Annotated in this window: 21 protein-coding genes; 8 read left to right on the forward strand and 13 right to left on the reverse strand. The window is 73.1% G+C overall.

Translation table 11 applies throughout. The features are described from left to right. The first annotated feature begins 13 nt into the window (after window positions 1-13). The 3 genes from QUY26_RS01350 to abc-f all read left to right on the forward strand — a co-directional run bounded on the left by QUY26_RS01350 (window position 14) and on the right by abc-f (window position 2,692). The gene (locus tag QUY26_RS01350) at window positions 14-193 is read left to right on the forward strand and encodes a hypothetical protein (protein ID WP_289943249.1); all 180 of its coding nucleotides are present in this window, start codon (window positions 14-16) and stop codon (window positions 191-193) included. A 226-nt stretch (window positions 194-419) separates the two neighbouring features. After that, the gene (locus QUY26_RS01355) at window positions 420-836 is read left to right on the forward strand and encodes an ATP-binding protein (protein ID WP_289943250.1); all 417 of its coding nucleotides are present in this window, start codon (window positions 420-422) and stop codon (window positions 834-836) included. A gap of 194 nt (window positions 837-1,030) precedes the next feature. Further along, complete coding sequence (gene abc-f, locus QUY26_RS01360) at window positions 1,031-2,692, forward strand: ribosomal protection-like ABC-F family protein (RefSeq protein WP_289943251.1); 1,662 nt, start codon at window positions 1,031-1,033, stop codon at window positions 2,690-2,692. 719 nt (window positions 2,693-3,411) lie between these two features. On the opposite strand, the gene QUY26_RS01365 is transcribed toward abc-f, so the two are convergent. The 7 genes from QUY26_RS01365 to QUY26_RS01395 all read right to left on the reverse strand — a co-directional run bounded on the left by QUY26_RS01365 (window position 3,412) and on the right by QUY26_RS01395 (window position 10,203). Then, window positions 3,412-4,290 carry an RNA polymerase sigma factor SigF gene (locus tag QUY26_RS01365; RefSeq protein WP_289955377.1) on the reverse strand — a complete coding sequence of 293 codons (879 nt, stop codon included), beginning with the start codon at window positions 4,288-4,290 and terminating at the stop codon, window positions 3,412-3,414. A gap of 133 nt (window positions 4,291-4,423) precedes the next feature. Further along, on the reverse strand, window positions 4,424-5,554 hold the full coding sequence (locus tag QUY26_RS01370) for a hypothetical protein (RefSeq protein ID WP_289943252.1): 1,131 nt from the start codon (window positions 5,552-5,554) through the stop codon (window positions 4,424-4,426). 165 nt (window positions 5,555-5,719) lie between these two features. Continuing rightward, window positions 5,720-6,913 carry a cobalamin B12-binding domain-containing protein gene (locus QUY26_RS01375; protein ID WP_289943253.1) on the reverse strand — a complete coding sequence of 398 codons (1,194 nt, stop codon included), beginning with the start codon at window positions 6,911-6,913 and terminating at the stop codon, window positions 5,720-5,722. A gap of 65 nt (window positions 6,914-6,978) precedes the next feature. Beyond that, window positions 6,979-7,470 (reverse strand): ATP-binding protein, encoded by a 492-nt coding sequence (locus QUY26_RS01380; protein WP_289943254.1) that lies wholly within the window; start codon window positions 7,468-7,470, stop codon window positions 6,979-6,981. Beyond that, the gene (locus tag QUY26_RS01385; protein ID WP_289943255.1) at window positions 7,467-7,742 is read right to left on the reverse strand and encodes an STAS domain-containing protein; all 276 of its coding nucleotides are present in this window, start codon (window positions 7,740-7,742) and stop codon (window positions 7,467-7,469) included. The genes QUY26_RS01380 and QUY26_RS01385 overlap by 4 nt, the downstream gene beginning before the upstream one ends. 187 nt (window positions 7,743-7,929) lie before the next feature. Continuing rightward, window positions 7,930-8,136 carry a hypothetical protein gene (locus QUY26_RS01390; protein WP_289943256.1) on the reverse strand — a complete coding sequence of 69 codons (207 nt, stop codon included), beginning with the start codon at window positions 8,134-8,136 and terminating at the stop codon, window positions 7,930-7,932. A 261-nt stretch (window positions 8,137-8,397) separates the two neighbouring features. Next, a complete protein-coding gene (locus tag QUY26_RS01395) occupies window positions 8,398-10,203 on the reverse strand; it encodes a PP2C family protein-serine/threonine phosphatase (RefSeq protein WP_289943257.1) in 1,806 nt (601 codons plus the stop codon). A gap of 423 nt (window positions 10,204-10,626) precedes the next feature. On the opposite strand from QUY26_RS01395, the gene QUY26_RS01400 reads away from it, so the two are divergent. Together QUY26_RS01400 and QUY26_RS01405 are read left to right on the forward strand one after the other, a co-directional pair. Next, on the forward strand, window positions 10,627-11,388 hold the full coding sequence (locus QUY26_RS01400) for a calcium-binding protein (RefSeq protein WP_289943258.1): 762 nt from the start codon (window positions 10,627-10,629) through the stop codon (window positions 11,386-11,388). Between the two features lie 443 nt (window positions 11,389-11,831). Continuing rightward, window positions 11,832-12,578 (forward strand): chitinase, encoded by a 747-nt coding sequence (locus tag QUY26_RS01405; RefSeq protein WP_289943259.1) that lies wholly within the window; start codon window positions 11,832-11,834, stop codon window positions 12,576-12,578. 92 nt (window positions 12,579-12,670) lie between these two features. Here the strand turns inward: QUY26_RS01405 and QUY26_RS01410 are convergent, their stop codons facing one another. Then, the gene (locus QUY26_RS01410; RefSeq protein ID WP_289943260.1) at window positions 12,671-14,128 is read right to left on the reverse strand and encodes a PepSY-associated TM helix domain-containing protein; all 1,458 of its coding nucleotides are present in this window, start codon (window positions 14,126-14,128) and stop codon (window positions 12,671-12,673) included. A 300-nt stretch (window positions 14,129-14,428) separates the two neighbouring features. Between QUY26_RS01410 and QUY26_RS01415 the strand changes: the two genes are divergently transcribed. Beyond that, window positions 14,429-14,953: a luciferase domain-containing protein gene (locus QUY26_RS01415; protein ID WP_289943261.1), complete on the forward strand. Its 525-nt coding sequence runs from the start codon at window positions 14,429-14,431 to the stop codon at window positions 14,951-14,953. Window positions 14,954-15,591: 638 nt separating this feature from the next. Next, the gene (locus QUY26_RS01420) at window positions 15,592-15,777 is read left to right on the forward strand and encodes a hypothetical protein (RefSeq protein WP_289955380.1); all 186 of its coding nucleotides are present in this window, start codon (window positions 15,592-15,594) and stop codon (window positions 15,775-15,777) included. A gap of 82 nt (window positions 15,778-15,859) precedes the next feature. Here the strand turns inward: QUY26_RS01420 and QUY26_RS01425 are convergent, their stop codons facing one another. Beyond that, window positions 15,860-16,765 (reverse strand): glycoside hydrolase family 16 protein, encoded by a 906-nt coding sequence (locus QUY26_RS01425; protein ID WP_289943262.1) that lies wholly within the window; start codon window positions 16,763-16,765, stop codon window positions 15,860-15,862. Window positions 16,766-16,990: 225 nt separating this feature from the next. On the opposite strand from QUY26_RS01425, the gene QUY26_RS01430 reads away from it, so the two are divergent. Beyond that, entirely contained in the window at window positions 16,991-17,965 is a 975-nt protein-coding gene (locus QUY26_RS01430) for an MsnO8 family LLM class oxidoreductase (RefSeq protein WP_289943263.1), read from the forward strand. A gap of 71 nt (window positions 17,966-18,036) precedes the next feature. Here QUY26_RS01430 and QUY26_RS01435 read toward each other — a convergent pair whose 3' ends face one another. From QUY26_RS01435 to QUY26_RS01450, 4 genes are all read right to left on the reverse strand, one after another. After that, window positions 18,037-18,432, reverse strand: coding sequence for a hypothetical protein (locus QUY26_RS01435; protein WP_289943264.1), 396 nt, complete (start codon window positions 18,430-18,432; stop codon window positions 18,037-18,039). Between the two features lie 113 nt (window positions 18,433-18,545). After that, window positions 18,546-19,427: a carbohydrate-binding protein gene (locus tag QUY26_RS01440; RefSeq protein WP_436840243.1), complete on the reverse strand. Its 882-nt coding sequence runs from the start codon at window positions 19,425-19,427 to the stop codon at window positions 18,546-18,548. Between the two features lie 38 nt (window positions 19,428-19,465). Next, entirely contained in the window at window positions 19,466-20,437 is a 972-nt protein-coding gene (locus tag QUY26_RS01445) for a helix-turn-helix transcriptional regulator (protein ID WP_289943265.1), read from the reverse strand. Window positions 20,438-20,853: 416 nt separating this feature from the next. Beyond that, on the reverse strand, window positions 20,854-21,351 hold the full coding sequence (locus tag QUY26_RS01450; RefSeq protein WP_289943266.1) for an NUDIX domain-containing protein: 498 nt from the start codon (window positions 21,349-21,351) through the stop codon (window positions 20,854-20,856). Window positions 21,352-21,640: the final 289 nt, after the last annotated feature.

Below are 21,640 nucleotides of genomic sequence, written 5' to 3' on the forward strand. Positions count from 1 at the left end.
GTCGGGGTTCACGGTGCGCCGCTGGGACGACGGCAAGCGCGCCATGGCGACGGCCGGGCACTGTTCCGACGCCCGGACCGGGGTGAAGGTGACGTTCGGGCAGTACACGTACGGCTCGTTCTCGCAGGCCGCCTTCGAGGAGAAGGCGGACCTCGGGCTGATCACCGGCACGCCGGACAGCCCGCAGACGTAGAGGAGGACCCGCCGAAGCGCCGCACCAGGGGGCTCGCCCGCGCCGTGCAGGGCGGCCACAAGATCTCGGACTTCGGCGACTCGGGGAACACGCCGTCGCCGACGCCCCGGCCCGACTGCGGGTGGTCCGGCGCCGCGCGTCGGCCACTTGGGTGACATCCGCGTACGGGCCCCGGATCCGGGCAAGCGAACGGTGTCCAGGAGCCGCAGAGCGACGGGAGGTTGCCATGTTGCGCTCCCCAGGAGAGCAGCGGACGTACCGGGAGTGGAAGCGGGACGCGCCGACATCGGCGGCGCAGGCCCGTGAACTGGCGCGGGAGTTCATGACAGCTGTCGGCTGCCACGACGAGAGACACCGTGACGCCGTGCTCGTCGTGGTGTCGGAGCTGGTGACCAACGCCCTGCGGTACGCCCACGGGGTGACCGGCTTCCGCCTCAGTCGGCACGACCGGGGCCTCACCGTGTCGGTCCACGACGCCGGGACCCAGCCACCGCGGACCGTGCCACTGGACCCGGGCAGCCCCGGTGGCTTCGGCCTCCATCTGGTCCGCGGCCTCACCGAGGGCGGCGTGCGGGTGGAGTGGCGCCCCGGAGGCAAGAACGTCTGGGCGACGGTGCCGCAGCCGCGCGCCGAGAATCCGTGACCTGCGGCGCCCCGCCCGGCCACGGGCGGGGCGCCGCAGGTCACGGATTCTTCGGGTTCCGCAGGACTTGAGGCGAGACGGTTCGTCTTGTTATGGTGGGGGCATGGCTTTCCTCTTCTTCGTCTGAGTCCGGGCACGGCCCCTGCCGCCGTCTCTGCTGCCCGTGGACCCTTCGCACCCCCAGGGAAAGTCTCATGCGCGACCGCGCTCATTCCACCCTGCCCACCGCCGTCCCCGCTGTGGCGCAGCTGTCCGTCAAGTCCGTCACCAAGTCGTACGGCACCCGGACCGTCCTCGACCAGGTCTCCTTCACCGTCCGGCCGGGCGAGAAGGCAGCCGTCATCGGGGAGAACGGCTCCGGCAAGTCCACGTTGCTGCGGCTGCTCGCCACGGCCGAGACGCCGGACGCCGGGGAGGTCACCGTCCGCTTTCCGGGCGGCACCGGCCACCTCGCCCAGATCCTCGACCTCGACGCGGACCGCACCGTGCAGGACGCCGTCGACCTGGCCCTGGCCGACCTGCGCGCCATGGAGCGCGGGCTCCGCGCCGCGGAGGAGTCCCTCGCCGACGCCTCCGAGGAGGAACTCGCCGCGTACGGCGAGCTGTTGATCGCCTACGAGGAACGCGGCGGATACGAGGCGGACGCCCGCGTGGACGCCGCCATGCACGGGCTCGGCCTCGCCCGGGTCACCAGGGAGCGCCTGCTCGGCTCCCTGTCCGGCGGCGAGCAGTCGCGCCTCGCGCTCGCCTGTGTCCTGGCCGCCGCCCCCGAACTGCTGCTCCTGGACGAACCGACCAACCACCTCGACGCGGCGGCCGTGCGCTGGCTCGAGGAGCACCTGCGCGCCCACCGCGGCACCGTCGTCGCGGTCACCCACGACCGCGGCTTCCTGGAGCGCATCGCCACCACGATCCTGGAGGTCGACCGGGACGAGTGCACCGTGCGCCGGTACGGCGACGGCTGGGCCGGCTACCGCGCCGCGAAGGCGGCTGCCCGGCGCGGAGCGGAGCAGCGGTACGCGGACTGGGTGGAGGAGGTCGCCCGCACGGAGGAGTTGCTGGAGGCCGCGGGCAGGCGGCTGGCCACCACCGGTCGCGACCCGAAGCAGGGCTTCGGCAAGCACCGCCGCTCCAGCGAGGCGAAGCTCGCCGGTCAGGTGCGCTCGGCGCGGGAGCGCCTTCAGTGGCTGCGGCGCAACCCGGTGGCGGAGCCGCCGGTACCGCTCAGGTTCACGACGGCGCTGCCCTCGGCGGTCGGCGGCCGCGGCGGCCCGGTCGGGGGCGCGCTCGCCGAGCTCGACGACGTACGGGTCGGGGACCGGCTGCACCTGGAGGGGCTCCTGGCCATCGAGCCCAGCGGGCGCCTGCTCGTCACGGGCGAGAACGGAGCGGGCAAGACGACGCTGCTCCGGGTCCTCGCGGGCGACCTGCGGCCGGACGCGGGCACGGCCCGCCGCCCCGCCAGGACCGGCTACCTCCCCCAGGAGCTGCCCGCGCACGCCACCCGGCTGACGCTGCTCGCCGCATTCGCCACCGGGCGGCCAGGGCTGCCGGACGAGCACGCCGAACAGCTCCTGTCCCTGGGCCTGTTCCGGGAACAGGACCTGCACGTCCCCGTCGCCGCACTGTCCGTGGGGCAGCGACGGCGGCTGCAGCTCGCGACCCTGGTGACCCGGCCCACGGACCTCCTCGTCCTCGACGAGCCGACCAACCACATCGCACTGGACCTGGTCGAGGACCTCCTGACGGCGCTCGCGGCGTACCCGGGAGCGGTGGTCGCGGTCTCGCACGATCGCGACTTCCGTACGCGCTTCGAAGGCGAGCGGCTGGAATTGCACGCGGGCCGCCGGCGCTGACCCGCTCCGCTCCGGCCCGCCCTGAACGACCTGTCATCCATCACGCCACTCAGCCACCCAGCCACTCAGCCACCCAGCCACCCAGCCACCCAGCCACCCAGCCACCCAGCCACCCAGCCACCCAGCCACCCAGCCACCCAGCCACCCAGCCACCCAGCCACCCACATGCCTGAAGCCTCGCGAACCACCCAAACCACTCAAGCCGCTGAAACGAGGGGCCCATGACCGCCTTCCTCACCCCACAGCGGCGCGACGACCCCACCTCCGCCGCCGTCGACGCGGCCGTCGCGGCCGGGCGAGAGCTCGGCCTGAGCGTCACCGGACCGACGGTGCCCCACGACGTCGTCTCGGTCGTCGTCCACCTGGCCCCCTCGCCGGTCGTGGCCGATCCCCACCGTCCTGCCCCGCCCGGACGACCTGGCCGCCCTCGCGCGTCGCCAGCAGGACGAGCTGGACGTCACGCGGTGGCTGGCGGACGACGCCCCTCGCCGCCGCCATGAGCGGCTGAGGGCCGGCGCGCCACGGGCCAGTCGTACCTCTGCCCCCGCGGTCGGACGCGGGGGCAGTGGTAGGGAGCTCACCTCCGAACTCTCCCGGGAGCAGCCCGGGCGGTGGTCTCGCCACGGGGCGGGTTTCCCGGATGGGCCGGATCTATCCTGTTCGGTCGCGCTGTTGATCGATTGGGGCACGCCGTCCGGGCGCCAGGGGTGCTCGCCGGGTCAGACGCCGGCCGGGACCAGGCCCGTGCGCAGGCGGCTGAGGATGCTCTTGAGGAGACGGGAGACCTGCATCTGGGAGACGCCGAGGCGGTCGCCGATCTCGCCCTGGGTCAGTTCCTCCACGAAGCGCATATGGATGATCTCCCGGTCGCGGTCGGAGAGTTCATCGATGAGGGGGGCCAGGCTGTTGAAGTCCTCGACGAGCTCGTACGCGGCGTCCTCCTCGCCGATGAAGTCGGCGAGGGCCGCCTCGCCCTCGTCGTTGCCGCCGCCCATGAGCAGCGCGGCGTTCAGGGACGTGGAGGTGTAGCCGTTGGAGGCCTTGCGGGCCTCGACGACCTCTTCCTCGGACAGGGACATCAGCTCGGCCAGCTCGGCGGTGGTCGGGTCCCGGTCGAGGCGGGTCGCCAGCTCCTCGGTGGCCTTGACCAGTTCGATGCGGGCTTCCTGGAGTCGGCGCGGCACGTGCACGGCCCAGCTGGTGTCGCGGAAGAAGCGCTTTATCTCGCCGACGATGTAGGGGACGGCGAAGGTGGCGAACTCCACCTCGCGCGACAGGTCGAACCGGTCGATGGCCTTGATCAGGCCGATCGTGCCGACCTGGACGATGTCCTCCATGTCGTCGCCACGGCCCCGGTAGCGCGAGGCGGCGTAGCGCACGAGCGAGAGGTTCATCTCGATCAGGGTGTTGCGCACGTACTGGTAGTCGTGCGTGCCCTCTTCGAGAACGGCGAGGCGGTCGAAGAACTGCCGGGACAGCACGCGTGCGTTGTGCGGCTCCACGGCCGACGGCGCTTCGATCAGCGGCAGTTCTTGCTCCGCGCAGGCCTCGGCCCGCGCCGAACGGATCCCGGACACTGTCGGCCTGCGTACACCCATCGCGGCAGCCACACGATCCACCCTTCTCTCGACGGCACCCCGTGTCATGATCCGGGGACTCAAGACGCGTCTGCCCCTCGCTCGCGTTCCCACACCTGACGATCCGGACTTGACTCGCGTGTCCACCTGTGAGTTACGTCCCGATGCGGCCTACGGCGCGGACCAGACAGGCGAGTTCGAGGTGGAACACGTCGAAGTGCGCGCCCTGCGGCGGCTCTCCGGCGCGGACGACGGCCGAGACGTCGACGCTGACGTAACCCGAGGTCGGCAGCGCGTCCTCGGTGAGCGCGTCAGTGAGCGCGTCAGTGAGCGCGTCGGTGAGAGCGAGGGTGGGGCAGCCGTCGACGCCCTGCACCCCGTCGTAGCCGAGCGCGCCCCACAGCCGGTCGGCCCCCACCAGGGAGGGCGACTCGCCGATCATGCGGGAGGCCAGCGGGAAGAGCAGGCTCAGCTCCAAGTCGTGGTGGAAGTACGCGCACACCACCGGCCCGGCGACACTGAGTGCCACCCCGGCGAGCGCGCCTCCGCCACGCGTCTGCTGCGGCAGGCGGGCGGCGAAGTCGGCGGGGCGCGGTCCTGCCGTCTCTGCCTCCGTGATCGTCCCGGACTTCGACATCGTGGGGGGCTCGGGTGCCACGCCCCGGCTGCTGGATCCGCTCGGGACGCTGTTCGGCGGGCTCGGCCTCCTCATTGGCCTGCTCCAAGGCGCGGGAGAAGCCTTCGCAGACGCGCTCGGCGCTGTCGAACAGCATCGCCGGTCGGACTGGGGCAGGAGTTCGGCGCCCATACCGGTGGCGTAGGCGGCGACGGGGGCGTCCAGGGGCTCCTCGACGAGGCGCCGCGACAGCACGCCCACGTCGTCGACGGCGCCGAAGTGGCGCGGCCTTTCGTCCATGAGGGAGCGCAAGCGCGCGATGACGCGGTCCTGCCCGGGGAACACGCGGCACAGCGCGGACTCGTTCGCGTCGGTCGACCGCGGCTTAGGACCGAACCGCATGCCGGGCCGGTGCACGCTCACGAACCCCGTGCCGTCGTCCGCGGCCCCTTCGGTGAGCAGGGCGCGGAAGCGGGCGTCGACGTCGGCGGTCGTTCCGGCGTCGTTGTGCGCGGCGTGCGCGAGGAGCACCAGGTCGCGGACGCCTGCCCCGCGTGCGGCGTCCGCGATCCGGGCGCACTGGTCGCCGTCCGCCTCGCCGCCGTCCGCGTCGAACTGAAGGGCCCAGTAGGGCCGGGTGCTTGCCCGGTCGTGCTCGGTACCGCTCACGCGTCCCCCCGAGCCGGTGGTGGTCTCCGTCGAGCCCGTCGAGCCGGTGGCGGATACCGTGCCCGCAGCCTGCTCACTCGGGGGGCGCGGTGGCCAGGGGCATGGGCCGGTGCGGTGGCACCCGACAGCGGCTTCTGGGCCCCCGGGTGCCCCATCCCGTCGTCGTCACTCCCCCGCCCCGTCCGGAGAGGTCCGCACCGCCTCGTGCGCCTCGCGGAGCATCGCGGCGGCGCGCGGGAAGTCGCGGGCCTCGGTGCGCAGGACGTCCAGCGCGTGCAGCAGCGACTCCACCGGTACGTGGCGTGCGGCGAGGACGGCGGCGGTCCAGCGCCCGAAGGAGGCGAACAGGTCGGGGTCGTCGACGTACAGGGCGGCGGCGAGGAACGCGACGATCTGGGCGACGTCGTCGGCGGTGTGCTGGTACTGGGCTTCGGTGTAGTCACGGAGGGCGGGGAAGCGGGCGCGGAGGCCGTGGAGGGTCGCGCGCACGAGTTGGGGCGCCGAGCGCCTGATCAGCGTGTACTCCTGGTCGAGGAGGTGCTTCAGCGGTTCGTCGGCGAACGGGGTGCCGGTCGGGCGTCGCAGTGACGTCTCGGAGAGCCGCGCGGCGGCGGTGCGGGCGTCCCCCGCCCAGAGGTCGGCGCCGAGCAGTTCGGCGTGGCGGCCGCCGGGCCCGAAGGCGGCACCACCGGCGAGGACGGGCACACCGGCGGCCCGGCAGGCGGATATCGCCGCGTGGGCGGTGGGCAGCCGGGTCGCGAGGGAGCCGGACAGGGCCACCGCGTCGGCTCGGGTGTGGTGCAGATGGGCGATCAAGTGCGCGGTGGGGACCTGAGCGCCCAGGAAGTCGACGCGCCAACCGCGCAGGGTGAGGACCTCGGCGAGCAGCCGGGCGGGCAGGGCGTGCCACTCGCCGTCCACGCAGGCGACGGTGATGCGGGCTCGCGCGGGTGGGCCGGACGGTGCTCGGGGGCCGGGTGGGGAGTTGCCCGGGGGCTCGCCGCGCCGATGGGTGCCGGGAGGTCCGCCACGCCGGTGAGCGGCCGGGGTCACGTCGTGCCGGTACGGGGCGGGAGGCTCGCCGGGCGCTCGCGAAAGTGCCGCGATGACGCGTTCGTTGATGGCGGTGGCGGCGTGTTCCTGGGCGACGGTCAGGTGGTTGACGGCCCATTCCTCACCGACGCGCCGCTGTACGGCGCCGATCACGTCCAGGAGGACGCATTCGGCGTCGAGGCCGTCCTGGAGCGCGGCGTGGGCGGTGTCGGCGGCGGAGGACTCGTCGCCGGCCAGGACCGCGTGCCACAGGGCGGCGGCCCAGGGGGCGACTCGCTCTTCGGGGGTGGTGACCGTGGGTGTCATGGGGGACCTCCAGCGGGGGGGGGTGGCTGTCCACCGGGCCGTGTCGGGGCCGGCGGGGGGGCGCGTCAGCCGCGCGGCGCCTTCCAGGTGACGCGGACGGTCTTCCCGCCGGAGTACGCGTACACGTCGAGCGTGGTCGTCAGCATGGCGACGAGCAGCATGCCCATGCCTCCGGTGCCGTCGCGGGTGTCGGGCAGGCGCGGCACGGGCAGCTGTTCGCTGGCGTCGTCGATGTCTGCGATCAGGCCGTCGCGGTGCCCGTGCAGCCGCAGCCGCCACCAACCCGTGGCGTGCCTGAAGGAGTTGGTGCACAGCTCCGACACGACGAGCGCCACGTCGGCGGCGTCGACGGCGGGGCAGCGTACGGCGGCATAGGCGCGGGCGGCCCGGCGGGCGGCGCCGATGCCGCAGCCATCGGCGTCGACCGTGAGCAGTGCGGGGCCGTCTCCGGCCGTGGGGCGCCACGCCCCCTGAAGCGTCGTCCGGTCGCACAGCGGGCACGACGCCATGACGGCGCGGGCCGCCTCCCGCGCGGTCACGTCCGAGGAGTGCGTCATGGCGCGCACGCCTCCTCCAGCGAGTCGCACACGTGGAAGTACCCGAGCGTGCCCGTCACCCGCATCAGTTCGCGCAGTTGCGCGGGCATCGGTCCGAGGATCCGCAGATCGCGTCTGCGGTGCGCGCGGATCAGGACGTTCAGGAGCGTGGAGTCCGCGAACTCGAGCCGGGTCAGGTCGAGCACCAGACGGAGCGTCAAGGGCGTTGCCTCCAAGGCGAGTTCGATGTCCGGCTCGTACTCGACATCCATTTCACCGATCACCGCGACCACCCGTGCACCATGTCCCTTGGCAGCGTGAACCTCGACCGAGCACTGGGCCGCCGTATCATCATGCGTCCACTGCATGCCGACAGTGTCGACCCACCGGACGTGGTCCCACCGACCCAAACCCCCATGGGGGATCCGTCGAATTCATGTCCAGCGGTAGGCCCTCTTCCGCTTCGCACGCCGCAACGTTTCAGCACGTCGGAGGGCGGCTCCATGGCGTCACCACGGCCCGTCGGGCACGAGAATCCGCCGCGCACGCCGCCATCGTCGCCGCGCGCCGCATCAGGTGCACGGGCCAGGGCTCGGGCCGGCCGGGGAGCGCCATCGCGGCGACGCCCGCGGCGGCGACGAGCGCGCCGATGCCGCAGAGCGCGGGGACACCGAAACCGGCCGGCACGGGTGTCACCTTCTCCCTTCAGTCCTCGATGCGGAGGGCTGCCGCTTCCCCTCAGCCTTCGGAACGGAGGGAGGGTCGCCGCTTCCCGCCAGCCTTCGGTACGGAGGGCTGCCGCTTCCCGGTCCGGCCTGGGCAGCGAACGAATCGGGACGGCGATCGGCATAGCCCACCCCACCAGGCCCGCGTCCACCAGGCCGTGACGGAAGCCACTCCTCCTGTCACAGCGGCGCCACAGGGCACACGGGCTCAGGGGTTCGGCCGTTACGCCTGGCTCACACGACGGGGGCCGCGGTGGGTACGCCGACGCGGTACGGCGATGACCACCAGGCCGATGTCGTCGTGGCGGCGCCCGCCGAGCCAGTCGGCGACGAGCATCTGCACCCGCTCGGCGATCGCCTCCGGCGGCTGCCCCGCGCACTCCGCGAGCGCCGCCCGCAGACGCTCCTCGCCGAACTGGTCGGTCCCGAGCGGTCCGCCCTTGGCCTCGGTGACGCCGTCGGAGTACATCAGGCAGGCCTCTCCGGGGCGCAGCGTCGTCTCGTACGTCTGCGTGAACACCTCGGGCAGGGCGCCGATGAGGGTGCCGTGGGTCGGGGCGGCGAGCACGTCGCCGGCGCGCCGGACGATGAGCGGCGGCGGATGCCCGGCGCTGGTAAGCCGCAGGGCGACGGCGCTGCCGCGACGGCGGACCGAGGCGAGCACGAGCGTCGCGAAGCGGCTGTGGTCCGTGCCGAGCAGGGCTGTGTTCAGGGCGCGCAGGAGCCGCTGGTGGTCCGGTTCGAGCTGGTGCAGGGCGCGCAGCGTGGTGCGGATCTTCCCGGCGAGGGCGGCGGCCTCCAGGCCCTTGCCGCAGACGTCGCCGAGGGCGACGTGGGTCTCGCCGCCGGCCTCGGGCGCGGCGCTGATGTCGACGAAGTCGCCGCTGACGCCGAGTTCGCCGTCCGCGGGGCGATGTCCGACCGCGTACTCGACGCCGTCCAGGCGGCGCGGTCCGGGGCGGAGCGTGTCCTGGGTGAGCAGTTCGGTCACGGCGGCCTGCTCGGCGTGCAGGGTCGCGGCGGACAGGGCGGCCGCGGCGCGGGCGGAGAAGAGGCGGGCGAGGGCCTCGTCGTGCTCGGTGAAGGGCTCCGCCCCGGCACGGCGCATCAGGACGAGCGCGCCGAGGGGCGTGCCGTGCCCCGGCAGCGGTGTGACCATGAGCGCGCCCGGGGCCATCGAACGGCCGGGCACGCCGCTGGAGTCGGGGAGGCCCGGTGAGCCGCTGCCCGCGGGCGGCCGCGACCTGTCCGGGGCGGCCGCACCACCCGAGGAGCCCGAATCACCCGACGGGCCCGAGCCACCCGAGGGCTCCGGGCCCGCCGAGGATGCCGGCCCCGCCGAGGACCCCGCCCCCTCCCCGCGCCCCCACCCCTCGAAGGCCCCGCCCACCATCCACGGCGGCACAGCGGCCGGGTCGAGCCACCGCGCGGGCACGGGCGGGAAACCCTGCAGCGCCTCCGCGAGACCCGGTACGTCGGCGGGGTCACCGGGGAGCCGTCCGTGCGTGACCTCTCCGTCGCGGCGGGCGGCGGCCACCGGAGGGCGTGCGCCCCGGCCCGCGCCGACGACCACGGCCGCGTCGGCCAGGTGCCGCGCGGCGAGGCGGGCCGTACTCCCCCTGCACTCCTGGGGGTCGAGGCGGGCGAACAGCTCGTCGGAGACGTCGGCGAGGAAGCGGGCGCGCTCGGTCTGCGGCGTGGTGTGCGGGGCGGGATCGTCGCGCAGCCACCACAGGACACCCTCGGCGTCGTCCGCGGCGGCGGAGGAAGCCCGCAGCGCGCGACCGGCCACCGCCCCGGCTGCCTCGCGGTCACGGCGCGCGTGCGCGTCGGCGAGCCAGGACGGGGCGTGCCGCGCCAGAAAGGCGCCCGCTCCGACGCCGGGGAGCAGGGCGGTCGCCGCGGAGTTGACCCACCGGACGCGTCCGTCGGCTCCAGCCAGGAGAAGGGGCCACGGCGCGGACTGCAGGGCGGCGTTCACCGCCTGCGCGGTGGGCTGCTGCCTCGGGGTCCTGGTGTCTCGCCTCACGTATCGGAACGCCGTGCCTCATGGGCACGCGTTCCCCTCACCCTCTCGCCCTCGTCCTGATCCTTGAACGGCCGTGCGCCCCTTGGGGCGTTGGACGGCCACGGCCCGGCACCGGTCACGGCCACCGGACGGCCGCTCCCTCCCGCGCCACAACGCCCGACGATCCTCCAGATGGGCGCTCCACACAATCCTTGAGAGCGGGCTCCGGCGCGCTGACCGGGGACGGCCGATGCGGAATGATCACTTCGGGCGACAGCGCGAAAGCTTCTTCGAGTTTTGACATTCCGCAGCGCGAAAGGTTGCCCCACGGCGCGCGTGGCGATCAACACAATGATGGAGATCCCGTGAAGACCGTATTGTCATCGCGTTCACATCTCTCGCCGGGCACCACTTCTGACCCGGCACCATCCCGTGGGGGGATCCATGCGACACCGCACTCGCGTCGCCATGCTCGGCTCGGCCCTCGCCGTGGCGGCGGCGGGCTTCGCGGCGCCCGGCGCCGTGGCCGCGCCGTCCGGCGACGTCACGATCGACAAGGTCGTCGTGAACGGCGGCAGCCCGATCGTGCTCGGCACCACCGCAGGCAAGACCTTCACCGTCTCGGTGACCGCGTCGGACGACTCGGGCATCGAGAGCGCCGACCTCACGCTGTTCGGCGGCGGCGCCGGCCACGCCCTGCCGCAGGGCAACCCGAAGTGCGTGGCAAAGAGCCCGACGACGTCGACGTGCACGGCGAAGTTCACGCTCGACCCGGACACGGACTTCTTCGACAACGGCCCCGCCGGCACGTGGTACGTCGACGCCCTGGTGACGGCGAACGACATCGACACCATCCTGGCGGAGAAGGCCGGTTCCTTTAAGGTCCAGCGCCAGGCCAAGCTCACGGTGAACGCCTCTCCGGAGCCGATCAAGAAGGGCAAGACGCTCACCGTCACCGGCGCCCTGACCCGTGCCAACTGGGAGACCGGCAAGTACGCGGGCTACACCGGCCAGTCCGCGAAGCTGGAGTTCAAGAAGAAGGGCACCACGACCTACACCGCGGTGAAGACCGTGAAGACCGGCAACAAGGGCAACCTGAAGACCACGGTCAAGGCGTCCGTCGACGGCAGCTACCGCTGGACCTTCGCCGGCAACACGACGACGTCCTCGGTGAAGGCCACCGGCGACGCCGTCGACGTGATCTGAACCTGATCACTCGGCAGTAGCACTCTCGACTTTCGCCGGGCGCGCGTGGATCCACGCGCGCCCGGCGATCGCGTTCTCGACGCACCCACGCCCCGCGTGGCCCCGTCAGCGCGCGAGTCGCGCCGACCCCGCCTCCCGCCCCCACCCCGCGACCAGAAGGCACCGACGCCGAAGTCCGCGCGGCCGGCGACGCGAGCGCGACGGCGAACAAGGCTGCGCCGCCCGCCCCAACAGCCGCCACAGCCCGCACCGTTCACACCCTTGACGCGAACACGGCGATCGGTATGGTCTAGTCCAACGAAGCGGAATCCCGTTGTCCGGCGGGCACTTGGCTGCCCACACCCACCGTCCGGCCTGCGGCGGGCCGCGCTCCGGCACGCGGTCCGAACCCCACATCCGCACTTCACACCGCCGTTCTTCGGCGTCCCCCCATGGAGTGAGCCATGCGATCTCGCATACTCGGTCTGCTGACCGCCACCGTCTCCGCCGCCACGCTGCTGACGTTCGCTTCGCCGGCGTCGGCCGAGAAGACGGACAAGGCCGACAGGTCCTCGTCCGACAAGGCAGCCGCGGCGTTCATCGTCAGCGAGTCCCAGTTCGACCAGATGTTCCCGAGCCGGAATCCCTTCTACACGTACAACGGCCTCACGGCGGCGCTCAGCGCGTACCCCGGGTTCACGAACACCGGCAGCGACACCGTCCGCAGGCAGGAGGCCGCCGCCTTCCTCGCCAACGTCAGCCACGAGACGGGCGGTCTGGTCCACATCGTGGAGCAGAACCAGGCGAACTACCCGCACTACTGCGACAAGACCCAGCCCTACGGCTGTCCGGCGGGCAACGACAAGTACTACGGCCGCGGCCCGATCCAGCTCAGCTGGAACTTCAACTACAAGGCCGCGGGCGACGCCCTCGGCATCGACCTGCTCCACAACCCCGACCTGGTGCAGAACGACGCGGCCGTCGCCTGGAAGACGGGCCTTTGGTACTGGAACACCCAGAACGGCCCCGGCACCATGACGCCCCACAACGCCATGGTCAACGGCGCCGGATTCGGCGAGACCATCCGCTCCATCAACGGCAGCCTGGAGTGCAACGGCGGCAACCCGGGCCAGGTGCAGAGCCGCATCGACAAGTACAAGGCCTTCACGCAGATCCTCGGCGTCGACCCCGGCGCCAACCTGAGCTGCTGAGCACCGCGCACGCCCGAGCGTCGGCGGCCCCTGGCGGCCGCCGACGCTCCACGGTTGCCACCGGCGCGTCCGCACCGCCGACACCACTCGGCTCAGACCCCCGCAGGTCCGTAACTGCGCTTCCCGCGCCGGTGGGCGATCTCCCCGAGCACGATGTCCACGGCCAGGAACGCCAGCAGCGGGATACCGAGGAGCGGCACGAAGTAGCCGAGCACCGCGACCGCCGCCATCAGCGGCACCAGGACGTACGCCGGGACGTGCTGCCAGGCCCCGCGAGGCAGCGGACGGCCGAAGGCACTGCCCCGGCCGCGCTGCCACCACATCCGGTAGCCCCACACGATCAGCAGGACCAGACCGACGGCGACGGCCCCGAGGAGGATCTGGTTGGCCAGGCCGAACAGCGTCCCGCTGTGCGCGTCGATCCCCCACCGCGTCAGCTTGGCGAGCACGGGATAGTCGTCGAACCTGAGTACGTCGACGACCTTCCCCGTCGCCGGATCGACGGCGGCCGAGTCCAGCTTCCCGGGCAACCCGCGCTCGATCTCCTTCACGACGTACGCGGACGAGGCGTCGGCCGGTGGCACGACCTCCACCTGACCGGAGATCCCCCGGTCACGGGCCGCCGCGAGCACCGCGTCGAGCCCGATGTCCTTGCGGTCTCCCGACTCGCCCGACGTGCCCGCACCACCGGACGCGCCACCGTGCTCGGCGTGCTCCCCCGCGGCCGCGCCGCCCGCCTCGCCCCCGGCCGCCAGGCTCGTCGACACCGTCGGCGTCGTCTGCCCGATGGCCTCGCGCAGGTCACCGATGCTCTCCCCCGCGTACGCCGACCACGTCAACCCCGTCGCCGACAGGAAGACGAGTCCGGCGGCCGTCCACACGCCCACCGTTCCGTGCAGGGTCAGCGTGCGGCGGCGGCCCGCCGTCCCCCGCACCTTGCGCCGGGCCCTGCGCCGCCCGAACCACAGCACCAGGCCGCCACCGGCGAGCACCCACAGCCAGCTCGCGGCGATCTCGCTGTAGAGGCGGCCTGGCTCGCCCAGGTGCAGATCGCGGTGGAGCTCGGAGACCCAGGTCCGCAGCGGGAGCGCGCCACTGGAGCCGTACTGCTCCAGCGCGCCCCGCACCTCGCCGGTGTAGGGGTTCACGAAGACGGCGAGGGCGCGCTCGGGGTCCACGCCCGGGACGCCCGACAGCAGGACCCTGGTGGTCTCCCCGGCCCCGGACGCCGGTCGGACCGCGCTCACCTCGCCCTGCGGGTGGGCCGCACGGGCCGCGGCGACCTGCCGTGCCACCGGCAGCTTCCGGTCGCCGACGGGGACGGTCAGCTCATCGGCGTACACGATCTTCTCGGCCGTGTAAGAACCGGCGTACAGCAGTCCCGTCACCGCGGCGACCAGCAGGAACGGCGCGATCAGCACACCGGCGTAGAAGTGCAGGCGCAGGACGAGCGGCCTGAGCGCGGCCAGGGCGTTGCGCCGCGGGGCGGGGTCCGGCGGCGGGGGCGGTGGCCCGTCGACGGGTGCGGGAACGGTGGGTGCGGCGGGCATGACGTGCTCTCCTGGGTGCCGGACGGTGGTGCGGGCCCGGTCGGCTGGCGACCTGGCCGGTCCAAGGGTCGAGCGGGCGGGGGAGCGAGTTCCCGGGAGTCTCTGTAACGTGCGTCACGCGTGGGGGGCGATCCTTCGCGCTCGGCCGGTGCGTCCCCGCAGGGGCGGCGCGCCGGGCCGCGCGGCGATGTGACCTCGCGATCGTCATTTGAGATGGGGTGGCCGAGATGCGCTTTCTTCATCAAGCGATGCGTGAACAGGGGTAGTTGGCAGGGTGAAATCCGCGCGACGATGGCTCCTATGACCGCGGCACAACGCGCCATGACCGAGCTGGAGTCGTGGCCGAACCTCGTAAGTGGCTCTCCCCGGTGCGCCGTCGGACGTTCCTTCGGGATCGTGGGAGCGCCGGGAACGACGGGCTACGACATCGTGCACTTCCACTCCGACGGGGCGGCCGACGTGTGCCTGACCCGCGCGGCCGTCGACCGGCTGCGCCCGCAGCTGGTCCACAGCTCCGCGATCCGGGTCCGCCCCGGGGCGTCGTGGATCACCGTGCTCCTCGACTGCGACATCGACGTGGCGCTCCTCCTGACGTTCGTCAGCGTCGGGCTCAAGGCGCACGACGACGACCTCGCCGCGGCGGACCGCGCGGGCCGGGGCGGCGTCTTCGCCCACTCCCCCGCCCCGCCCTGCGACTGGGAACCCCTCGCGTTCCGCCAGCCGACCGCCAAGATCCCCGCCCCGGCAGGTCCGCCCGACGTCGAGCGGCGCGGCATCCTCGCGACGTGGAAGGCGGTGGGCCGGCTCATCCCGCACGGCCACTGAGGCCCACGGGGGCGGTCGACGACGGCACGGCACTCGCCGGTCGTCCGGGGCAGCCCACGCCGAGCCGAACCGAGCCGTCCACCGCGCCCGGCGGTCCGTCCCGCCCGGGCGCGCACTCATGCCCGCCCCTCCGAGCCGCCCGAGCACCCCCGGCCTACGCGCACCGGCACCTCCCCGCGCACCCCGAGCTCACCTCCCCGCGCACCGGCCGGCCCTCCCCCGCGCCCCCGCAACGCGCTGTTTGGACCTCCCTCCCGATCCGGCGGCCCGGCGTGCTCCCCGCGTGCACGGACGGAGCATCGACTTCACGCCATCCGCGCCGAACGTCGCAGCCCAGCGGTCCGCTCACCGCATCAACACGTCACCACATCAACACCGCCGACCCAAAGAGCCGACCAGCCGACACAGCACACTGCCCTCGCAAGACGATCAATGCGCTTGTCCGATCGACACGTTCGTATGATCGTCGGTGACCTCGTGGCCGGGTCCGCGGTTGAGCAGCACGAGACGGCCGGGACGGCTGGTCTCCCGGTTCCGGTCCCGTCCTCGCAGGGCGGTGCGCGGCTCCGGCAGGGCGAGCGATCAAGGAGCACGCAGTGAAGATCAGTTGGACGCGCAAGGCCACGCGTGGGGTATGGGTGGCAGCGGTGTGCGCCGTGCCGTTCGTCCTGTCGACGGGCGCGGCCCACGCCGACGAGACCCACCACAGCGGCTCCCACAACGGCCCCGTCATCGGGCTGATCAACACCGGCCAGATCGACGACCCGATGGAGGACGTGCTCGAGCACACCCTGAACTTCGGCGACGGCTACCGCTGGGACTGAGACGGCTACCGCCGGGACTGACCGGCATCCGCCCGCGCCGCGCCCCGTCCCTCACGGACAGCGCGGCGCGGGCCGTCCCGCGTCACTTCCAGCCGTACGCGTACGCAGCGACCCACGTGACCTCGAGCTGCGCGCTGCTGCCCGGCGCCGCCGTCGGCCCCTCCAAGGCACTCTCGTTCTGCAGCACCCAGGACAGCGGGCGGTCCGGCACGTCACGGGTGTCGTGGCCCACCTGGCGGCCGTCGACGAAGAACCGGACGTGGCCGGGCGTCCACTCCGTCGACACGGTGTGCCACTCGGTCCAGTCGTCGGCGCCCCGGAACGAGCCCTGCTCGCCACCGCCGCACGGGTGGTGGAAGGCGCTCAGGGAGCCCGTCCACTCGCCCTCGGGGTGGTCCATCTCGCAGCCCCCGCCGTAGTGCAGCCAGGCCGACTTGTAGCCGGGCGCCAGCTTGGTGACCTTGATGCGCGCGCTGTACTTGCCGTACTTCATCTGCATGACGGCACGCGGTACGACCGCCGCCGCGTGCACGGGCCCGCCGTCGTCGGGCCGCCACATCCGGATGCGCATGCGCCCGTCGCCGTTCGGCGCAGGGCCGACGCTCACCGTGTCCTCGGGGTGGTAGACGCCGACGACGGAGCGGCCCCGGTCGTTGGCGGTGTCGCGCCAACCCGTCGGGTACGCCCACCAGTTGTCGCGGTACGAACCGCGCAGCCCGCCGCAGTACGCGGCGGAGGTGTCGACGTGGTGGTCGCAGTCGCTGAAGGAGCCGAGCGGCACCCGGTCGCCGTCGAAGTCCTCCGCGAGGACCTGCCAGAACGGGCCGCAGTCGCCGCGCGGCAGCGCGGTGCCCGTGGTGCGGCAGAGGTCGGCGGAGCGCGGCGCCCCGTCCGCGCGCGGGATGCCGAACAGGGCCGCGAGGAGCGTGGCACCGACGGCGGCGAACAGTGTGGGTCTGCGGGTGCGCGGCGCTGCGTGCGTGCCCATCGCGGTGTCCTTCCTCCCGTCCGGCCCCTGGCGCGGTCCGTCGCTCCAGGGGCACCGCATCCTTGCCGCACGGGGAGGAATTGGCCAGAGCGTGGCGGGCACCGCCGTACGCGCGCGGTGGCGGGCGGGGCGCGGACCGGCTCGGCGCACCGGGCCCGGGCGCCGTGCGCCGGGAGTCCGGGCGCCCCCCGAAGACCCGCTCGGCGCCCGGCCTATTCTTGCGGAGTGATCGAACTTCCGCTCTCTGCCCTAGAGGTGTCCATCGTCGAAGCCGGCACCACCCCTGCCGACGCGCTGGCCAACTGCCACCGCAGCGCACAGGAGTTGAGCCGCCTCGGCTACCACCGGCTGTGGTTCGCCGAGCACCACGGGTCGCCCGCCATCGGCGCCTTCCCGCCGGCGCTCCTCGCCGCCCACACCGCCGCCACCACGCCCGGGCTCCGACTCGGCTCCGGCGGCGTCCTCGCCCCGAACCACGCCCCGATCACCATCGCCGAGCAGTTCGCCACCCTCGCCACCCTGCACCCCGACCGCATCGACCTCGGCATCGGGCGCGGCCCCGGCACCTTCCACGAACCCACGGCGCGGGCCCTGCGCCGCGGCGCCGACCCCACCACCGACGCCGAGTACCACCGCGACGTGGCGGCGACCCTGGACCACCTGCTCGACGTCGGCATCGGCGAACTGCCCGAACCCTGGCTGCTCGCGTCCAGCGACGCGGGCGCCGACCTCGCCGCCTCGCTCGGCCTGCCGATCGCCTTCGCGCACCACATCCGGCCCGACAACACCCTCGGGTCCCTCAAGCGCTACCGGGACGCCTTCCGGCCCTCGCGCTGGAGCGACGTCCCACGCGTCCTCGTGTGCGTGGAGACGGTGTGCGCGGACACCGAGGAGCGGGCCGCGGAGCTCGCCAGGCCCATGGACATCATCAAGGCGGCGCTCCTCAAGGGCCACGGCGAACAGCCCTTCCCCACGCCCGCCGCCGCTGCCGCCCACCGCTTCACCGCCGAGGAGGAGCAGGCGCTCGCGGCGTTCGTCGGCCAGCAGGCCCGCGGCACCCGCGACTCGGTCGAGGCCGCGCTCACCCGCATCGTCGAGGCCACGCGCGCCGACGAGCTGATGACCGTCACGCCCGTCCACAGCACCCGCGACCGCCACCGGTCCTTCGCCCTCGTACGCGACATCGTGCGCCGCGGGTGAGCGCGCGGACGCGGCGGCCCGGATGGCACCCGAGCCGCCGCGTCACGGCCGTACGTCCCACCTCGTACGTCTCAGAAGTGCACCTCGGCGCAGGCGCGGCCACGCAGTTGGAGCCCGCCGCCGGTGTGCTCCCAGCCCTCGGCGCACAGCACGGACCCGTTGGGCAGATCGCGGCCCACGGGCACCGTGAACTTCTGGTGGTAGCCCCAGAAGCCCGTGGCGCTGTTGCGGTCGATGCCGCCGCCGTAGATGTGCAGGTGTCCGTTGAAGTCGCCGTTCCAGGTCGTCGACGCCGTCACGGACTCCACGCGCAGTCCGCTGCCCGCGACCGCGATGCAGGTGCGGTCGTTGCATCCCGTCGCCCCGGCGAACGCGGACGGGGCGGCGGCCGTCACCGCCGCCCCCACACAGACGAACGCTGTCGCCGTCCGCGCCCACCAACGCGCCTTCACACCCTTGCCGTTCACGTGCCACCTCTCCCGAGTCCGTCGCGATTGCGCGACGATCTTGGCAGGGGCGGGGGCCGCGGAGCCCGCTCCCACGCGCCGGTCCACTCCGACGGGTGATCACCGCGGGTGCGTCAGACCGCGCGCCACAGCGACGGCGCCGACGGCGGCTCCCAGCCGCGCTGGGCCGTGTGGCCCTGGAGGCAGACGTAGGCGCGGCCGTCGTGGGTGACGCGGTCGCCGACGCTGTAGCCGGTGCCGACGGCCCAGGTGCCGCCGGGGGGCTGGGTCGGGGGGTCGGTCGGTGACGGGGTCTGGGGCACCCGCAGGACGAAGTCGAAGTCGGCGTCCTTGGCGTTGCCGACGTCCCGTACGTTCATGAGCAGCCGGGCGTCGAAGATCGGGTCGGTGTTGTTGCGCGGCTCGTTCGGGAAGTAGAGCTGGGTGGTGAGGACCGGACGGCCCGGCGCCTGCAGTTTCACGTGCAGGTGGCGGGTGCGGCCGGGGTAGAGGCCGGGGAAGATCGTGGTGAGCGTGAACGCGCCGCGGGCGTCGGTGAACTGGTGCCCGCGCATCCGGAAGCCCACGTTGTCGTACGCGCCGCGGGCGTCGGCCTGCCAGAAGTCGAGGAGCACCTGCGGGATCGGCAGGCAGGCCAGGCCGAAGACGTAACCGGTGACGGTGAGCCGGGTGCCCTGGGTGCCGGGCTCGATGAGCGAGGTGCGCCGGGGCGAGTTGGGTTTGAAGTACGGGCCCTCCGTCTGGGGTGGGGTCGGGTCGTCGCCGTCGTCGCAGGACGGGGTGACCTCAGGGGCCTTGCCGCTGCCCGCCTTGGTGCGGGCGAGCGCCGGGACCCCCATCATCGCCACCGGCGCCGCGACACCCGCGGCCAAGGCGGCGCGGAGCACCGTCTTGCGGCTCGGGCCCGGGCGCGGGGCGGGCGCGTCCGGGTCCGCGGGCTCGCCGGTCGGGGGGCCGCTGATGTCGTGCCCGTTGGTGGGCGTGTCGCCGTCCATCGCTCCTCCTGGGTGGGGGGTGGGGATCGGCTAAGAAGCTATGCGGCGGGCCCGGGCGGGGCGATGGACGCAATGCGGTGGTCGTGGTGAATATCGCCACCGCCGCGGCGGAAGTCACCGGGAGTGGCGCCGGTCTCGCGACGGAAGAAGCGGCAGAAGTAAGCGGGGTCGGCGAAGCCCACCCGGTTCGCGACCTGACGTACCGTCAAATCGGTGCAGGCGAGAAGGCGTTTCGCCTCGTGCACCCGGGCCTGGCGCAGCAGTTCGCCCGGGGTGCGGCCCATGGCGGCCTTCACCGCCTCGTTCAAGTGACTCACGGACACCCCGAGGTGTCCGGCGCAGTCCTGTACGGACCAGGGCAGCGCGCGGGGGGTGTTCACCAGGGCGACGAACCGGGCTGCCGCGGGGGCGGGGCGGGCGGCCTCGGGGGCGGGGACGCCGTGCGGGTGGAGCCGACCGGGGGCCGGGAGGCGTCCGGCGCGCACCACGAGGATGTGCAGCAGGGCGCGCAGGACGCCGCCGAAGCCCTCGGCGCCGGTGCGGTACTCGTGGTCCATCTCGGCCACGAGGCGCGCGGCCCAGTCCGCGTCCCGCTCGGGCAGCTCCAGCCACGGGCGGCGGCCGAGGCGGCGCAGCAGGGCGCGGTCGGCGGGGTGCTCCAGGAGGAAGTCGTCGGTGAACACGACGACGCGGCCCTCCAGGCCCCGGACGCCGTCCCAGTAGTGCACCTGCCCGGGGGCGATGAAGCACAGGTGGGGCGGGCGCAGGGTGAAGCGGGTCAGGTCGACGACGTGGCTGCCGGTGCCGCCGGTGACGAGCACGATCTCGTGGAAGGTGTGCCGGTGCGGGAAGGAGGCCCGGGACATCGGGCCGATGGTGTCGAAGGTGCCGATGGCGAAGGGCAGCGTGTTGGGCATCGGCACCTCCAGGCGGTGGATCGGCAGGCCGCCCGCACCGGGGTGGTTGCCGTTTCCCTCGCTCGTACCGGGCAAGACCGTCGACCCGCGCATGCGTAAGCTCCCCTCGCCGACACCGCCCGCGCGGGTGACCCGCCCCAGCGGCGCGCGACCCGGGCAGACCTGTCAGGTCCATACCATTCCGAGGTCCACGATGACATGCGGGAGAGTGCGCACCCACCGGTTCTCAGGCCAAGTTGAGGCCCGGGAGCACAGGTCCGGCGGGCCGGGGAAGCAGGCCGCGCGTCCTGTCGACAGGAAAGCGTTAAGGATTGGCTGAACGATGTTGCGCGTTTGCGGAACGTGCGGAGCCGCCGCCCGGGCGGGCGGCGGCTCCTGGTCCTGCGCGAGGGTGAGGCATCGGGACAGGGACCGGTCGGCTCGGATCTCTCCCGCGCTTCTCGTTCGTTCGTCTGTCGTCCTCTCCCCCGCTGTCCGCCCACCTGGCGTGAGCGGTCAGGTCACGCTGTTCACACCTCCACTTCGATGCACACAAGGCGCTTGTCCTTGCGGGCGGTGAGCGCCGCTTCCCACATGGGCTTGACGAACGGCGGGATCAGCGACGCGTCGATCCGCTCCGGGGACGCGAAGCGGTACTCCCCCGCGCCGTCCTCCCGCAGCGTGATGGCACGCCGTTGCTCGGCAGTGACCTCTCCGGCGTCGAAGATGTAGTAGACGCGAGGCATCAGACCGCCGGAGTCGACCCAGGCGACCACGAGCAGGTCCCCCATCTCGACGTCCAGACCGAGCTCCGCGCGGACTTCCCGGGCGCAGGCGGCGCTCGGGCTCTCCCCTTCTTCGACATGGCCACCGGGAAGGTTCCAGTAGGCCGTGTACATCGGGTTCACCATCAGCACATCGCCATGCTCATCGGCGATGATGGCCCCCGCCGAGGCGGCTAGGGACGTAACAGTTGCATCCATGGCATCTTCCTGAATTAGCCCCGTCATGACGTGAGCACGGCTCATCAGGATCAGGAGGTTCGGCGAACGGGGGCCCCACCCCCGCCCAGTGGCAGCGAGGACGGGCATCGCTCGCTGCCGGCAGCGGCGGGCTCCCCCGGGCAGGGGCTCCCTTCGTCCCGTTCGGGACCGTGACCGCCGTCTTTCCTCGGGCCCAACCACCAAGGAGCTCGGGGTGCCGATTGGTGTCGTCACCTGCTCATCGCTCCTCCCCGCCCCGCCCCGGCCCCGGTACGGGCCACGGCAGTCCTGGCATCACCTGACGAGACGCTCGTTCCATTCGCAGGGGCCGTCC

The organism is Streptomyces flavofungini (genome assembly GCF_030388665.1).
GTDB classification, from domain to species: Bacteria; Actinomycetota; Actinomycetes; order Streptomycetales; family Streptomycetaceae; genus Streptomyces; species Streptomyces flavofungini_A.

Excerpts from the sequence above, each read along its gene's own strand:
- QUY26_RS01375 (WP_289943253.1), bottom strand. The coding sequence starts at position 6,913 with ATGACACCCACGGTCACCACCCCCGAAGAGCGAGTCGCCCCCTGGGCC.
- abc-f (WP_289943251.1), top strand. The coding sequence starts at position 1,031 with ATGCGCGACCGCGCTCATTCCACCCTGCCCACCGCCGTCCCCGCTGTG.
- QUY26_RS01445 (WP_289943265.1), bottom strand. The coding sequence starts at position 20,437 with ATGCGCGGGTCGACGGTCTTGCCCGGTACGAGCGAGGGAAACGGCAAC.
- QUY26_RS01410 (WP_289943260.1), bottom strand. The coding sequence starts at position 14,128 with ATGCCCGCCGCACCCACCGTTCCCGCACCCGTCGACGGGCCACCGCCC.
- QUY26_RS01365 (WP_289955377.1), bottom strand. The coding sequence starts at position 4,290 with ATGGGTGTACGCAGGCCGACAGTGTCCGGGATCCGTTCGGCGCGGGCC.
- QUY26_RS01425 (WP_289943262.1), bottom strand. The coding sequence starts at position 16,765 with ATGGGCACGCACGCAGCGCCGCGCACCCGCAGACCCACACTGTTCGCC.
- QUY26_RS01355 (WP_289943250.1), top strand. The coding sequence starts at position 420 with ATGTTGCGCTCCCCAGGAGAGCAGCGGACGTACCGGGAGTGGAAGCGG.
- QUY26_RS01400 (WP_289943258.1), top strand. The coding sequence starts at position 10,627 with ATGCGACACCGCACTCGCGTCGCCATGCTCGGCTCGGCCCTCGCCGTG.
- QUY26_RS01380 (WP_289943254.1), bottom strand. The coding sequence starts at position 7,470 with ATGACGCACTCCTCGGACGTGACCGCGCGGGAGGCGGCCCGCGCCGTC.
- QUY26_RS01405 (WP_289943259.1), top strand. The coding sequence starts at position 11,832 with ATGCGATCTCGCATACTCGGTCTGCTGACCGCCACCGTCTCCGCCGCC.
- QUY26_RS01415 (WP_289943261.1), top strand. The coding sequence starts at position 14,429 with ATGACCGCGGCACAACGCGCCATGACCGAGCTGGAGTCGTGGCCGAAC.
- QUY26_RS01440 (WP_436840243.1), bottom strand. The coding sequence starts at position 19,427 with ATGGACGGCGACACGCCCACCAACGGGCACGACATCAGCGGCCCCCCG.
- QUY26_RS01450 (WP_289943266.1), bottom strand. The coding sequence starts at position 21,351 with ATGAGCCGTGCTCACGTCATGACGGGGCTAATTCAGGAAGATGCCATG.